The organism is Chitinivibrionales bacterium (assembly GCA_014728215.1).
GTDB lineage: Bacteria > Fibrobacterota > Chitinivibrionia > Chitinivibrionales > WJKA01 > WJKA01.
The window spans coordinates 35,356-49,949 of record WJLZ01000133.1; the positions used below are offsets into that span (position 1 = coordinate 35,356).

A 14,594-nucleotide genomic window follows, 5' to 3' on the forward strand; every position below is an offset into this window, starting at 1 on the left:
CACACAACAATTATATTGATTTAGGCTAAGGCGCAGGAAGGCTCTCCAACCGAGGCTTGGGAGTGTTGGAAAATCCGAACGCAAAAAAAAGATTTTCTGCCGGTGAAAACAGACAATTCCGTTGTGTAGGTCTCTTTTAGATAAGCCGCCGGCTTCGGCGGGGGCATCTCCGTTTTTATCCCGCCGAAAAAGAGTATTTATCACGGCAGACAACTACATATTTCTATCACCCGAACGCACTCCGGCGGGAGAGAATATACAATTTTTTGCCGCCGGCTTGTTTGCGTGCCGCATGGGCCGAGCCGGGCCTATATGGAGGAGTATATGGCAAAGAAGCGCAAAGAATCGGACACAAATCAAACATCGAAGAAAAAGCAGAACCCGGCTTTGCAAAAGGCACCTGAAGGCAGTTCGACACAGCGGGAGTCATTTCCGGTTGTCGGCCTGGGGTCGTCGGCCGGCGGGCTCGAGGCGCTGCAGATATTTTTCAGTCATATGCCCGTTGACAGCGGCATGGCTTTTGTGGTGGTGACACACCAGCATCCGGGGCATGAGAGTGTTCTTCCGGAGCTGTTGCGCAGAGAAACCGATATGCCGGCGCATGAGATCACCGACGGCATGAGCATCGAGCCCGATCAGGTCTATGTTCTCGGGCCCGGCAGCCATGTAACTATCGATCGAGGGGTGCTCCACTTGATGGAGAGGGGGCATGCCGGAGGGCATGATGCGCCGATCGATATCTTTTTCCGCTCGCTTGCCCATGACATGCATGAGCGGGCGATTGCTATCGTCCTCTCCGGAACCGGTTCTGACGGTACGTTGGGAATCAAGGAGGTCAAGGCCCAGGGCGGCATGATCGTTGTTCAGGAGCCGTCCGCTGCAAAATATGGCGGTATGCCGACCAGCGCGCGGGATACGGGTGTTGTGGATTTTATCGAGCCGCCGGAAAAGATGCCGGAATGTATGCAGAATTATGCCAATGGCCCGTATCTTCAGCCAAGAACACCGCAAGAAGATGATCGTTTCACCGACAAAGATCTTGAGGCGATTTTACGATTTATCCGCTCACGGATCGGTCATGATTTTTCTTCGTATAAGCGCAGCACCATCCACCGGCGTATCGAGCGCCGCATGAGTGTCCACGGCCTGGAAAAAGCACAGGACTACCTCGATTTTCTCCATGAAAACCGTCAGGAAACGCAGATGCTGTTTTCTGAATTGTTAATCAGCGTGACCAGCTTTTTCAGGGATCCCGAGGCCTTTAAACTACTGCAGGAGAAATATCTTACCGAACTGGTCGTATCCCGTCCCGACAACCACGAGTTCCGTGTCTGGGTGCCGGGCTGTGCCACGGGGGAAGAAGTTTACAGCATCGCGATCATTCTTTCTGATATCAAGCAGAAGTCCCGGAAACCGATAACGTTCAGTGTTTTCGGCACCGATCTTGATGAAAGGGCCATCCAGCGCGCCCGGCGGGGGGTATATCCCGAAAGTATTTCGGTTGATGTTTCCCCCGAGCGGCTGGAGCGTTATTTCAGCCGTGAAGGCGAGGACATGTATTCGGTCCGGAAAAGTATCAGGGACATGCTGGTGTTTGCGCCTCATAACGTGCTCAGCGATCCGCCGTTTCTGAAAATCGATCTGCTGGTGTGCCGCAATCTGTTGATCTATCTCCAGCAGGACCTCCAAAAGCTGCTTCTGCCGACCTTTCACTATGCATTGGCACCGGGCGGCATTCTGTTTTTAGGCTCTTCCGAGAGTGTCGGGCCCCATACCGATCTTTTCGAATCGCTGGATACCCGCTGGAAAATATACCGCCGCAAGGATGTGCCGACCGAACTGCCGAGACTGCCTGCCCAGCCGGGGAAGCATGAGGCTGAGGCGCAGGCGGAACGAGAGCAGCCCGGCCCGCCCCGTCAGTTGCAAACAAACCGTCGGATCGAGCGCCTCCTGCTCAGTCGATTTGCCCCGGTCAGCATTGTGGCCGATCGTAACGGCACTATCGTGTATATCCACGGAAGAACCGGTTTTTATCTTGAGCCCGAAGAGCAGAACCCACAAAACAATATCATCGAGATGGCCCGTGAAGGGCTGCGTCTTCCCCTCTCCGCCGCCATTCATCATGTCCAGACAAAAGACCAGGAAATTACGCGACGCGCAGTCAGGGTCAAGACAAACGGAACCTACCTGAGCGTCGATCTAACCGTCTCTCCCATACAGGAACCCGAATCACTCCGCGGTCTGCTGCTGATTACGCTCACACGAGCCGCTCCTCCTTCCAAAGCTCCCGAGACGGAAAAGGCCGAAGGTGAAAACGAAGTTCCTCCCGAGCGGGTCGAAGAACTCGAAAAGGAACTGCTCTCGGTCAGAGAATCGAATCAGACCATGATTGAAGAGCTCCAGTCGAGCAACGAAGAACTGCAGAGTTCCAACGAAGAGCTGCAATCGACCAACGAAGAGCTTCAGAGCTCCAAGGAAGAGATGGAGTCGCTCAATGAAGAGCTTACCACGGTAAACAATGAACTTGACAGTAAGGTGGTTGACCTGCGGCAGGCGCACGATGACATGCGTAACCTGCTCAACAGCACCGATCTGGGAGTGATATTCCTGGACCAGCAACTGCGGGTGAAACGGTATACCGAGAAGGTGCGGGGCCTGATCAGTTTCAGGGATTCCGATATCGGCCGTCCCATCGGCGACCTGTCCGCCCAGTTGAAATACGATAATCTGCTCGAAGACTGCAAAAACGTTCTGAACACCCTGGTGCGGAAGGAAATTGAGGTCGCTACAAAAGACGGCACCTGGCACCTCATGCGGATTCTCCCCTATCGTACCGCCGAGAATGTTATCGGCGGCGTGGTGATAACATTTGTTGACATATCGCGTCTGAAGGAAAGCGAAAGTCATGCCGAATCAATGGGGTTTTTTTATGATATTGTCAATACTATCGGAGAACCGCTTATTCTGCTCGACAAAAACATGCATGTGCAGTATGTCAACAATGCCTTTATCGGTACTTTTGCAACCAGCTTCGAAAAGGTGCGCGGCAAAAAAATCTACGATCTCGGCAACGGCCAATGGGATATCCCGCAATTTCACGCCCTGCTGGAAGAAATCCTGCCTAAAAATACGGAGTTCAACGATTTTAAGGTTGAGCATGACTTTCCGGCTATCGGTCGCCGGACATTCCTGCTCAATTGCCGCCGCCTCAAACGCGCCGAAGGCGCCGAGGAGTTGATTTTTCTGGCAATGAAAGAGAAGGAGTGAGGAGAATGACGGGAAGATGATGTGGCTGATCAGAGGAGAGAGGGATAAATTTTATAATTTGTAAATAAGAATGAATTGGAAATGCAAAATCAAAATTGTTTCTATATTCTCGCTTCAGTATTCATATGGTTCCCGAACTATGCCGTAGCCCGATCATCAGGGAGGGCAAAATAGCATGAATGCTACCAGCGCGACGCATAAACACTCATACAATCCGATAGGACCGGTGGCATATTTCATTACATTCCGCTGCTATGGAACATGGCTGCATGGAGATAAGCGAGGCTCAATGGACCGAATATCGCATAATAAGCCGGGAATACCTCTTCTGCCGTCTTCGCATGCCAGGCAGCGACAAGAACGCAAGCAGATGAAACATCCGCCTGTGCTATTCACTCCGCAGCAACGGCTTGTTGTCGATAGAACAATTCGGAGTGTGGTCGAGTATAATCGATGGTTGCTTCATGCCTTGCGGGTTATGCAGGATCATGTTCATGTCATATTAACGGCCGGCAAAAACCCGGAGCTGGTGATGAATAGTCTTAAATCGTGGTGCACAAGGAGACTGCGTGAAGGTGGATTCATCGAAGAAACGACAAAGCCATGGTCGCGGCATGGAAGCACACGATATCTATGGAACGAAGACGAATTAAAAAAGGCGTGCTTATATGTAAATGAAGGTCATAAAGAAAACAACAGATGATCGGTATGCTGCGCATAACACAAGCCCTCCTTAACAGTCGGGCTACTGCATTCGTCGGTTGGAATATTCAAGTTATACTATAATGCAAATACAGGGAATGATCGTTTTAATAGAATGTCGCGACTGAGAATAAGGAATTATACAAAATCCGTAGCCTGCAATGGGAAGAGGACCATAAATTAAAATCCGTAGCCTGCAATGGGAAGAGGACCATAAATTAAAATCCGTAGCCCGACTGTTAAGGAGGGCCATATTGCCGTTTAAGGAAATCAAAAGCTCCAGGACACCACCAATGAAAGCAACCAAAATGTGCAACAGCAACAAAAAAGCAGAATTCCGCAAGCGTGCGGAGGAGCGTTTGCAGAAAACGCGTGATGAGGTAGCATCGATGGCAACCGAAGATGTTCAGGAACTTATCTATGAACTTCAGGTGCACCAGATAGAGCTGGAGATGCGCAATGATGAAATCGTGCAGGCGCAGGAAGAGACTACGATGGCCCGCGACCGGTATCAGCGGCTGTACGAGTTTGCACCCGAGGGATACATTACGCTGGATGAAGACCTTGTGATTCGGGAAGCCAATGAGGTTGCGGCATCGCTTCTGGGAGTGAGCCGCCGGCAGCTTGTCGGCGACCGGATCTCGCGGCATGCGGTTTCAGAAGACCGGGATATCTGCTATAAGTATCTTAGAGAAATTTCCACAATAAAGCAGCCGCAAAAAGTGGAAATCAGGTTTGAGCCGAAGCCGGAAGACCGGCGAATCGTCCAGCTCCAGGCAAAATTCAGCCGCTGCCCGATAGCCGGGCAGGTAGAGATACCTGTCGCTTTAACCGATATCACCGAGGAGCACAACGCCAGGGATGCCCTCAGGTATTCGGAACAGCGTTACCGGTTTCTCTATGAGCAGTCGCAGTTGACAAATGTTGTGCTCGGTCTCGATGGAAAAATTACCGATATCAATGAAGCGGCCCTGCGGAGAATGGGGTATTGCAAGGAAGAGGTTATCGGGCAGCCGCTCATCAATTTTATTGTTCCTGCGCAGCGGGAAACTATCACGCAATGGATCGATGAAGTCGCCCATGGCGGACCTGCGGAATCGATCGATATCGAAGTGTATGACAAGGATGGCTCGGTACGGACGTTCATGACCGCGGCGGGAAACGTTATGCTCTATGACAATGGAAATCCTTCGGGCATGCTTTTCAGCGCCAGCGATATTACCGAGCGGAAGCAGCTTGAGGAACAGCTTCAGCAACGCGCCCGGGAATTGGCCGAATCCAACAAGGAGCTCGAAGCCTTTGCGCATTCAATTTCGCACGACCTGCGCAACCCGCTCAATAACCTGCTCGCCATGTCGGATTTGCTGCTGCACTCCTTTTCCGAGAAACTTGACAAAGACGGTGTCTGGTGTGTGCACGAAGTGGAGCGGAGCGCACAACGCATGTCGGCAACGATTTCGGATCTGCTCCGTCTCTCCCGGGTAACTCGCCACGAGCCGGTTCCCGAACAGATCGATCTCAGCGAAATGGCCGGAATTATTGTGGCGGAGCTGCAGAAAGCAAAGCCCCGCCCGAATATACGCGTGACGATCAAAGAAAATATGACCGTAGTCGCGGACAGCGGCCTGATGCACAATGTGCTCTACAATCTTTTAGAAAACTCCTGGAAATACACCGGTAACCGGGAGGACCCGTCAATCGAGTTCGGCAGTTTCGAGCGTGACGACAGAACGATATTTTATGTCCGTGACAACGGAGAAGGCTTTGATATGGACAAGGCCGGCGAGCTGTTCGAGCCGTTTCGGCGCCTGAGCACCAGCCATAAATATGAAGGCACCGGGATCGGCCTATCCCTTGTCAAGAGGGTTGTCGCCCGTCACCACGGACAGATATGGGCCGAGAGCGAGAAGGGGAAGGGCGCAACTTTTTATTTCTACCTTGGGTAGCAGGAGGGGGCTTGTCGGTCCGTTGTCTACAGCCATGCCGCCTCTGACGAGGCTTGAAGAAAGGGGGCTGCCCAGGTCCGTAGGACCGACATGTCTGTAGCACGATAACGCAGCGGAATGATAATTTCCCGAGGTTCGTAGAACCGGCATGTCTGTAACGACCGCGCGTATTAAAAGCTTGTCATCGGAACATCTTTTTTCGAATCAAGATAAAGTGTGTCGGGACAGATGTCCTGTTCATGTGGCCATACAACCGTTCCGTGTTCGGCATGCGCCTGCTGGAAATAGGTAATATCTTTCAGTTCTCTAAACACGCCAAAATCAAGCAACGGTTTACAATCATAAAGTCCATGCTCTCCATTGGTGAATAGCAGTTCAAGCATGTAGTCGTCTAGCGGCTTAACATCTTTAATTCTCGGGTTCATAGTTTTATCTCACTTCAGAGGATCTATTTTGTACGGCTGATCACCTTGCGCGGCAAGCTGCCAATCAGCCATTAATTCATCCTTGTGAAGCTCAATCCAGGCAGAGACCAATTTCATTTTATTCGCTGGAATAGAGCCCTCAAGGACATTTCCATCGGGAATCCTTATAACAACTTCCTGTTCCTGGTATTGCGCATGAATATGCGGCGCTTTATGTTGCTTGTTGTCAATGAAATACATATAGATAATAATCCCATAAAACATCGATATTGCGGGCATCAGGGTTCTTTCGGATAAAAATTAATAAATATGGTCATATATATTTATAAAAGTAGATTATGCCGTATCAGTTTTCCATACTTCAAGGAGGAACGATGGTTTTTTATTGCCAGGCTTGAAGAGGGTTGTGCGTGTTTGTGCGTTATCTACAGCCATGTCGCCTCTGACGAGGCTTGAAGAGGGGGTGCTTACCGGGTCGGTTGTTTTTCCGGAAAAAATCCGAGAACGAGGAGGATGCTTCGATAAACTCAGCACAGCGGGACGAGAACGTTTGTTCTGAGTCCTGAACCTTCGCCTCCACCTCGTGCGTTTGTTCTTACCTCGTCGCGTCCCCGTGTCGCCCCGTCGTCGCGTCGTTTCACCCCTCGTGCTTTCGTGCGCTCGTAACTTCGTGCGCTCGTTTATCACCCCTGCTCCCCGAGCGTAAAGAAAAACGTCGCCCCTTTCCCGACTTCGCTTTCTGCCCATATTTTGCCGCCATGCCGCTGAATAATTCGTCGTACAACGGCCAGGCCCAATCCGGTACCGGGATATTTAGCCTGCGAATGGAGCGTGTGGAACTGCTCGAATACTTTTTCGGCATGTTCGAGATCGAAACCCGCGCCGTTGTCTTTTACAAAATAGACGGTCTGGTTGTCTTCATGGTACATGCCGATTTCGATTCGGGCATTCGGGGTGTTCCTGGTGTATTTCCAGGCGTTTTTGAGGAGATGTTCGAGTGCCTGGCGGGTCAGCTTGCTGTCTGCGGTTGCAGTCATGTTTTTTGCGATGACTACGTCTACGGTGCGTTCCGGATCTGTCTCTCTCAGTTCTGCGATGAAATCCTCGGCAATCACGCTCAGGTCAATTTTTTTCAGGCGCAACTCGCGTCGTACTACTTGAGACAGCTCCAGAAGCCCGGAAACCGTATCGGTAATGCGCGAGACATTCGATTTTATCAGGCGCAGGCACTTTTGACCGTCGGAATCCAGTACATTGCCGTAATGTTCTTCGAGCACACCGGCCATGGCGCCGATGTTGTTGAGCGGGTTGCGAAGCTCATGGGAAATGGATTGTGAAAAAGCTTCGAGTTCCGCTGCGCGGAGCTCTGCTGCTTTTCGCGCCTTCGCAAGCTGCTGCTCGACTTTACGCAACCGCACGACCGCGACACTCTGTTCGCCGACAATGGCGTCAACCTCATGCTTGCGCAGTGCCGAAACAAGCTCTTCAGCTTCGGCCAGGCGCTTTTCAAGTTCTTCGTAGGTAGGTTCCCGTTTGCTGTTAGCCATCATCACCTTGTTCGATATTAAGTTGTTGCGCGATTGCATCTTTATCATCAAGGCTGCCGAAAAAAGTCATGCGCATTGCCGGGTCATCGCAGGTGACAAGAAGGGTCGGCGTCACGACGATACGTTCCTTTAAGGCTGCCTCAAAATCTTTGTATACATCGATTACGTGTATGGTACATTGTTTGGTCGCTTTTCCCGAGCAAAGGTTATTGAGATTGTTGAGTGCGCGCAGAGAATTGGGCTCATCGCTGGCGACAAAGAGAACAAACCGGTAATGAGCTTTGCCGCCGGTATGGGTATCGGATGAAGGCATCATTGGCCTCCTTTCCGGGTGCGGCGGGAGCTGCGATTCTTCTGTAGCACTTTTTCTTCGCTATCTTTGCTTTTCCGCATAATTTCCCGTTGTTCACGGGCTTTGTCGAAAATGACGTCTTCACTTTTCAGATTTTCAAGCTCGACAATCGCTTTATCGATTCGGGCCTGCAAAGCCAGCCTTTCGGCTTTAGAGGACGCCTTCATGCGTTCGATTTCCTTCTTTTTGGCCTCAACCTCGTACTGCCGCTGACGTTCTTCCTGCTGCTCACGGATCTCCTGCTCCTGACGGGCCACGCCGGTGAGCATGCCGCCTTTGCCGCTATAAATGTCGGCAAATCGTATACCGTCTGAAGTTATCATGAATTCCCGAAACTGATTGGTATGCTGAGAACCTCTGGATTTCATGATCAGAATCGTGCGGTTCATTTCCCCGCCGATTGACGAATAGTTAAGATACACAATCGTATCGATAATCGATGAATAGCCGATTCCGAAAATTTCGCCGATATTTTCTTTCCCGGTGATCTGGTTGGTAAGCAGAACGGTAATGCCTTTTCGGCGACAATGCGTGACAAGCCGAAGCATGAAATAAAAAGCGGTTGCCTCGGAGCCCATTCGATCAAACGAGGAGACCGCATCTACAATTACATACCCTGGGTTATGGTCTTCAATGGCATTCATCAGATTATCTAAATGGATTTCAGGAACGACGGCTTCCGGCATTTGCGAGAGGATTTTGAGCGAACCTTTTTGGATTACCGGCTCGAGATCGATTCCCGAGCTTTTCATCATGCCAACCATGTGCCCGGCCGATTCTTCATAGTTGACATACAACACCCGCTCGCCGTTCTCGCATGCATTGCGCGCAAAGGTATTGGAAATCGTGGTTTTGCCGGTTCCGGTGGCGCCGACAATAGCGGTGCACCCTCCTTTGGTATACCCGCCGCCCATCATGTGATCGAGTTCCTCAAAGCCGGTGGAGATATGGCCTGTTATCGGTGGATAGGACATTTCCAGATCTACCAAGGGATGAAAGACCAATCCCCGTTCGCTGATCGCGTAGGGGTTGGCGCCGCTGCTGAATCCGGAGCCGCGGCATTTGACAATCTGCAGCAGCCGTTGGTGCTCGGTGGTCTCCGCCCTCAGTCTGACAACACAATCGGTTAAAAACTCCACAAAGGGGTAATAGGACTGTTCGCCGGCAAGCTTCATGGTGATCAGTGCGGTGAGTTTGTGATCTAAAAGCCAGTCGTGAAGCATAAAAATTTCGTTGCGTTCCCTCGCGGGGTTTTCAAGCAATTGCAGAAGAACATCGACTGCATCGATAACAATACGTTTTACATTCAGTTTCCGTATAAGGCCTTCAAGCAGGGCGAAGAGTCCCGCAAAGCTGAATTCCCCTGTGACGACTGCTCTGGGATCGAGCCGGGGATCAAGCACCGCAAGGCGTCCTTCCTTTTCGAGCTTCGCCAGATCCCATCCCAGAGTAAGCGCGTTACGCCTGAGTGCATCGGCGCGTTCTTCAAAGGAAATCAGTATGCCCGCCTCGCTATTCTGCGCGCCTTCAATCAGAAAATGCATGCCGATAATGGTTTTTCCGGTGCCGGTTTCGCCGTGGATAAGTGTTGTACGGCCGGAAGGATAACCACCGCGAAGTGCTGCATCCAGGCCGCCAATTCCAGAAGAGAGTTTTATGAGTTTTTGGGTCATAATACCTTTGTTTTTGGAATGGGTGAAACAGGGAAAATATTAAAAAGCAAAATAAGTCCTGGATACTGATTTTGCTAATTCATAGCTCTGTCGGATAACCCGGATTTGGCTTGGCTTAACCGGTGGTAGCGGCTGATGGTTTTGAGGCCACTTGTATTTATAATTTTTGAGAGCTATATTTTTAAAATGCCGTTAGCGCGTGTGAATGGATAAAAGAAGGCATATTCGAAAACGATTATTTCCCACCCAGACATTACTGCGAGGCGCCATGTCCCCCGCACCTGAACAGTTCGGACGCTACAAAGTGGAGCGGCTTCTTGGTGAAGGCGCTATGGGAAGGGTCTATCTGGCGCAGGATCCGGTTCTGGGGCGTAATGTTGCGATCAAGGTGATTTCGATAGCGCCACTACTCAAAGGCGCCAATCGGGAAGAGTATCTTTGCCGTTTTTCGGTCGAAGCCAAAGCATCCGCTCAATTGAGCCATCAATCGATTGTTGCCGTATATGATGCCGGTGATGAGGAGGGGATACCCTGGATTGCCTTTCAGTATGTAGAAGGCCGGAGTCTCGAGGACCTGCTGAAGGAGGCTGGTTGTCTGCCGGTTGACCGGGCGCTGTCGATTGCCGGTGATATAGCGTCGGCTTTACGCACGGCACACCACGACAAGATTATTCACCGCGACATAAAACCGGCCAATATTCTTATCGACAACACCACCGGTATTGCAAAACTTGCCGATTTTGGAGTTGCCAAGGCGCCCTGGGCTATGTTAACGCAGGAAGGCGCCACCCTCGGCTCGCCGGGATATATGTCGCCGGAGCAGGTTGACGGTGCGGAGCTTGACGAGCGCTCGGATATCTTTTCGCTCGGCGTGGTGATGTATGAAATGATCGCGGGAAAACACCCCTTTGCCCGGGAAACTGTTGCCGCGACCGTCTATGCAACACTTGGGGGATCATATGTCCCTCTTCGAGAGCATGCACCGGATATTCCTGAAGACCTCGAGCAGGGAGTGGCCCGGTGCCTGACACCGGATAAGGAGCAGCGCCTGAAATCCGCTGATGAACTTATGAGTCTGCTTCAAAATATCGATTGCACCGGAAAAGATAGGGTTGTAAAGTCTTCCTTGGCCGCAAAAAAAAAGTTTACGCAACAAAGCGAGCTGCCGAAGATTGTGATTCCGGTATCCGGGATAATGAAGTTTTTCGTTCGAATTGATGAATTGGTGCGCAGAAACCCAACGTTTAACAGGGTGATTGACCGTTCGGCAGACCTGTTTGTCCGGCTCAAGCCGCATGCCGCGGTTGCAAAACGGCGATGCGGCAAAGTGTTCATGTCGGGATCCCGCAGGCTCACCCGATTTATTGTCGCTCAATATAAAAAAACAGCCAAAGTGCTTGCCCACAACAGGCGGTTGCGCTATGCTTCTGTTGGAGTTTCTGCTGGAGCCGTTGTGGTTTTCGTCCTGCTGATGCTTTTATCTCCCGGCGAGGAATCGATTTCCGAATCCGGGATTTCAAAACTGCTGTCTTTTCCGGTTCCCGCACTCAGCAGCAACCATCGGGATATAATTGACAGTTGTCTCGTTCTGATGAACCGGGGTGATTTCGATGAAGCAGAAGAAAAAGCGGCCGCTCTTATCAAAGAGAAAGGCGCTGCCGCGGCATACGGGTACCTGCTCCAGGGAAGAATCGAGCTTGAAGATGAGGAGTATTTTGCCGCAAAAGACGCCTTTGAAAAGGCACTGGAACTTCCCCACGGTAAACGTGTCCTGGACAAAGAACGGCATGCCCTTTTAGAACAGACAAAAAGGCTCCTGACCCGGGAACGAGCACCCGAATCTTTGGCGTCTCTGGCAACGCATACGCTTGAGCTCGCCGGATACGAAAAAGTGCAGAAGTGGGCGTATGAAAAACCGTACTGGCTTCGGTGGAACACGGTGAGAATTCTCGAGGCTGCGGGAAAGGATGTTGATATGGTGGAGGTGTACATTCTCGATATGAACCATGGAGGCAGCGCCCGGACGCGTATTCGGGCGGCGCGCAAACTGGGTGAGCTGGGCGACAAACGGGCAATACCCGCACTCAAGGAAGTCAAGGAAAAGGGCCTGCGGGACCCCTTCGTCGCAAATGTGGCGTCATCGGTACTGGAAAAGTATTTCGAGGAATAGGGGCAAAGGGCGGGCCAAACGTTCAACGCTCAACGCTCAAAAATTTTGTGGCATGGTCTTCCAGACCATGTTCTGTTATTATCTCAGATCGTTGTCGCGTTCCTGATAGGACACCGGGAGAGGCGGTCAATTTAAAAAAAATGTGCTGTTTTCATTGCATGGTGGGGCTGCTGAATGACATTTCCACCACCCCATTCCCTCAAGGCCCATACCTTTTATCCTGAATCGCCCGTTGGGTCACCGATGATGGTTTCGTGGCGATGAGCACTTCCACCGAGTCAACGCGTTTGTCCGAAGCGGGATGGGTGGATATGGCTTCTGTTAAAACACCCCAGCTATGGTTGCTGAGTGAACCGAGGTATTCGAGAAAGGTTTTCATGCCGTTGGGGTTATAGCCGGCTGAAGTAAGATACTCTACCGCACAGCTGTCGGCCTGGTATTCGTTATCTCTGCTGTATTTGAGAAACATGAAACCCGAAGCAACATCCAGAACTGTTCGCAAGCCGGATTCTTCACCGACAACAAGGTCGAGAACAAAATCCATGCCGGTCTGTTTGACCAGTTGCTTTGCGCCATGGCGTTTGGTGATATGGCCCAGTTCATGGGCAAGGACCCCGGCGATTTCAGCTTCATTGCGCGCCGCGAGAATCAGACCGGTGTAGATATAGATAAACCCACCGGGCACTGCGAATGCGTTAACGACCGTATCCATATCGATTATGGTGAAATGATATTCGATACCGGTACGGTCCCCCTGACTGTTTGCCAGCGCCTGGCCGATCGAATCGATATAATTAACCAGGTTGACATTATAACCGGGCTTGTCGGTATACAGAGGAAAATTTTCCGTGTCGGCTTCGATCTCTTCCTTGAAATTCCGCCCCATCTGAACCTCCTGCTCATCACTGATCAAAACGGCCGTGGCAACATCATTGACCTTACTGCAGGAAAAGAGAATGAGAAGCGGGCAGATTAAGAGGGGGGAAAGGAATTTTTGCATATTCTGGTTCCTTGAGAGCGTCGTATGGTTCACAATCAAATATCCGGTGTCCCGGCAAAAGAACCCGGTTGCCGTACCAGATAAATCAATGAGATGGTCCCTTTGGAAAATATACCATAAATTGAATTGCAGAGCAATGCTTAAGTGCCTTTAACACAGAGCCAAAAAAAGGCCGGACCCGCAAGTAGCCGGCCCGGCATGGAGAATGAATTGAGATTGATCGCTATTAATATTTTCCGATAACGGAAATTTCTGCGCTTTGAGATTGGGCTGAAACGCTTTCAACTTTGATAAGCACATATTCACCTTCGGTAGTTTCCACGACAACGACTTCACCACCGGTAATAGCCAGCTCATTAACCGGCGTTCCGGTCCAGAGGGCGTCGATTTCTTCCTGGGTGGTGATCTGATCAAAGGTTGACGTTACCGGCAGAATCTGCGTGGACGGCGGGCTTGTCCAGGACCCAATAAAACCGTCGTTTTTGGCTTCTGCGGGTGAATAGAGACGCAGTTCACCTGCTGCACCAGCGTAACCGAGCAGTATATCAATTTTTGATTCATTGCCCGAAACGGAAGTGCTGTTGTAGGCAGTCATGGCGTCGGCGTCCAGGTATGAACCGGAGTTTGCATTCTGAGCGCCCAGCGTAATTGAGCTGCTTGTGGTTACCGGAGTACCTGTCTGGCTGCAATCGGTCGCACCCTCCAGGACAATTGTCTGGCTTGCTGTATTGGTTGCACCACCCACAGTCGCTGAAATAGTCAGGGTGTAGGTGCCATTACAGGCACTCTGGTTCACCACAATTTCTATTTGCATGTCTTTCCCTTCCCCGATCTCAATTTTATCGAGGTCCGGCTGTTGGGTAGTATTGATCTGGATGCCGTCTGCTGTACCAGTGGCATCGTTATTAGTCATGATAGCTGAAATCGAAGATGGTGCGGCAGACCCTTCAATGGTACCTTCAACCGGAACAATTACTGATGTCCCAGTAAGGTTGATTGTCGCAAGGTCGGCGTCATTGGTAATCGAAACAGTAACTTCATCCGTATCTTCTTCCGGATCTAAGAGTCCGCATCCCATATAACCAATCATCAAAAATGCAGAAAGAAAAATTACGCCGAATTTTTTAAATGAGTTTCGGTATTTCATCTCATGTCCTTTCAGAAAAGGTTAATGCTTGTAACAGTTGCCGTGATTGAGAGTTTTAAGAGTTAAATCAGCTATGATCTCTTAAAACGCACCTCCTTTCTACATCAATGAGACGGTTGTAAAATATATAGTCCTCCACGAATATCCTAAGCATAGATGATTTCGTTTTTTTCTGTATAACTAATAAATATACAATGTGATAAGATCAAAATACTGTGAAAAGAGAGCCTGTGTCAACGGTGGTCCGTTGTGTTGAGAAAGCCTGCCCGAATGGTACCGAAAAGAACACATACAAAGGATGCCATAGTCCAAAAATTTTTCGGCACAAATATTACGGTACCAAAATCATTCTTATTTTATTTTAC

At 50.4% G+C, this 14,594-nt stretch carries 11 protein-coding genes; 4 read left to right on the forward strand and 7 right to left on the reverse strand.

The window, feature by feature from the left end:
* Nucleotides 1-285: 285 nt before the first annotated feature.
* From GF401_10875 to GF401_10885, 3 genes are all read left to right on the forward strand, one after another.
* On the forward strand, nucleotides 286-3,267 hold the full coding sequence (locus tag GF401_10875; GenBank protein MBD3345553.1) for a PAS domain-containing protein: 2,982 nt from the start codon (nucleotides 286-288) through the stop codon (nucleotides 3,265-3,267).
* Nucleotides 3,268-3,442: 175 nt separating this feature from the next.
* Entirely contained in the window at nucleotides 3,443-3,970 is a 528-nt protein-coding gene (locus GF401_10880; protein ID MBD3345554.1) for a hypothetical protein, read from the forward strand.
* Between the two features lie 292 nt (nucleotides 3,971-4,262).
* Nucleotides 4,263-5,915, forward strand: a complete 1,653-nt coding sequence (locus GF401_10885; GenBank protein ID MBD3345555.1) for a PAS domain S-box protein — start codon at nucleotides 4,263-4,265, stop codon at nucleotides 5,913-5,915.
* Nucleotides 5,916-6,085: 170 nt separating this feature from the next.
* Here the strand turns inward: GF401_10885 and GF401_10890 are convergent, their stop codons facing one another.
* The 5 genes from GF401_10890 to kaiC form a co-directional block, all read right to left on the reverse strand.
* A complete protein-coding gene (locus tag GF401_10890; GenBank protein ID MBD3345556.1) occupies nucleotides 6,086-6,340 on the reverse strand; it encodes a DUF2442 domain-containing protein in 255 nt (84 codons plus the stop codon).
* A gap of 9 nt (nucleotides 6,341-6,349) precedes the next feature.
* Complete coding sequence (locus GF401_10895; GenBank protein MBD3345557.1) at nucleotides 6,350-6,619, reverse strand: DUF4160 domain-containing protein; 270 nt, start codon at nucleotides 6,617-6,619, stop codon at nucleotides 6,350-6,352.
* 404 nt (nucleotides 6,620-7,023) lie between these two features.
* Nucleotides 7,024-7,935 carry a hypothetical protein gene (locus GF401_10900; protein ID MBD3345558.1) on the reverse strand — a complete coding sequence of 304 codons (912 nt, stop codon included), beginning with the start codon at nucleotides 7,933-7,935 and terminating at the stop codon, nucleotides 7,024-7,026.
* Complete coding sequence (locus GF401_10905; protein ID MBD3345559.1) at nucleotides 7,880-8,203, reverse strand: hypothetical protein; 324 nt, start codon at nucleotides 8,201-8,203, stop codon at nucleotides 7,880-7,882. Before GF401_10905 ends, GF401_10900 begins: the two co-directional genes overlap by 56 nt.
* A complete protein-coding gene (kaiC, locus tag GF401_10910) occupies nucleotides 8,200-9,912 on the reverse strand; it encodes a circadian clock protein KaiC (protein MBD3345560.1) in 1,713 nt (570 codons plus the stop codon). Before kaiC ends, GF401_10905 begins: the two co-directional genes overlap by 4 nt.
* Before the next feature lie 205 nt (nucleotides 9,913-10,117).
* Between kaiC and GF401_10915 the strand changes: the two genes are divergently transcribed.
* Nucleotides 10,118-12,082, forward strand: a complete 1,965-nt coding sequence (locus GF401_10915; GenBank protein ID MBD3345561.1) for a protein kinase — start codon at nucleotides 10,118-10,120, stop codon at nucleotides 12,080-12,082.
* 199 nt (nucleotides 12,083-12,281) lie between these two features.
* On the opposite strand, the gene GF401_10920 is transcribed toward GF401_10915, so the two are convergent.
* Both GF401_10920 and GF401_10925 read right to left on the reverse strand, forming a co-directional pair.
* Nucleotides 12,282-13,082 (reverse strand): M48 family metalloprotease, encoded by an 801-nt coding sequence (locus tag GF401_10920; protein MBD3345562.1) that lies wholly within the window; start codon nucleotides 13,080-13,082, stop codon nucleotides 12,282-12,284.
* 226 nt (nucleotides 13,083-13,308) lie between these two features.
* Nucleotides 13,309-14,229: a hypothetical protein gene (locus GF401_10925; protein ID MBD3345563.1), complete on the reverse strand. Its 921-nt coding sequence runs from the start codon at nucleotides 14,227-14,229 to the stop codon at nucleotides 13,309-13,311.
* Nucleotides 14,230-14,594: the final 365 nt, after the last annotated feature.

Excerpts from the sequence above, each read along its gene's own strand:
- kaiC (MBD3345560.1), bottom strand. The coding sequence starts at position 9,912 with ATGACCCAAAAACTCATAAAACTCTCTTCTGGAATTGGCGGCCTGGAT.
- GF401_10915 (MBD3345561.1), top strand. The coding sequence starts at position 10,118 with ATGGATAAAAGAAGGCATATTCGAAAACGATTATTTCCCACCCAGACA.
- GF401_10905 (MBD3345559.1), bottom strand. The coding sequence starts at position 8,203 with ATGATGCCTTCATCCGATACCCATACCGGCGGCAAAGCTCATTACCGG.
- GF401_10900 (MBD3345558.1), bottom strand. The coding sequence starts at position 7,935 with ATGATAAAGATGCAATCGCGCAACAACTTAATATCGAACAAGGTGATG.
- GF401_10890 (MBD3345556.1), bottom strand. The coding sequence starts at position 6,340 with ATGAACCCGAGAATTAAAGATGTTAAGCCGCTAGACGACTACATGCTT.
- GF401_10885 (MBD3345555.1), top strand. The coding sequence starts at position 4,263 with ATGAAAGCAACCAAAATGTGCAACAGCAACAAAAAAGCAGAATTCCGC.
- GF401_10925 (MBD3345563.1), bottom strand. The coding sequence starts at position 14,229 with ATGAAATACCGAAACTCATTTAAAAAATTCGGCGTAATTTTTCTTTCT.
- GF401_10895 (MBD3345557.1), bottom strand. The coding sequence starts at position 6,619 with ATGCCCGCAATATCGATGTTTTATGGGATTATTATCTATATGTATTTC.
- GF401_10880 (MBD3345554.1), top strand. The coding sequence starts at position 3,443 with ATGAATGCTACCAGCGCGACGCATAAACACTCATACAATCCGATAGGA.
- GF401_10920 (MBD3345562.1), bottom strand. The coding sequence starts at position 13,082 with ATGCAAAAATTCCTTTCCCCCCTCTTAATCTGCCCGCTTCTCATTCTC.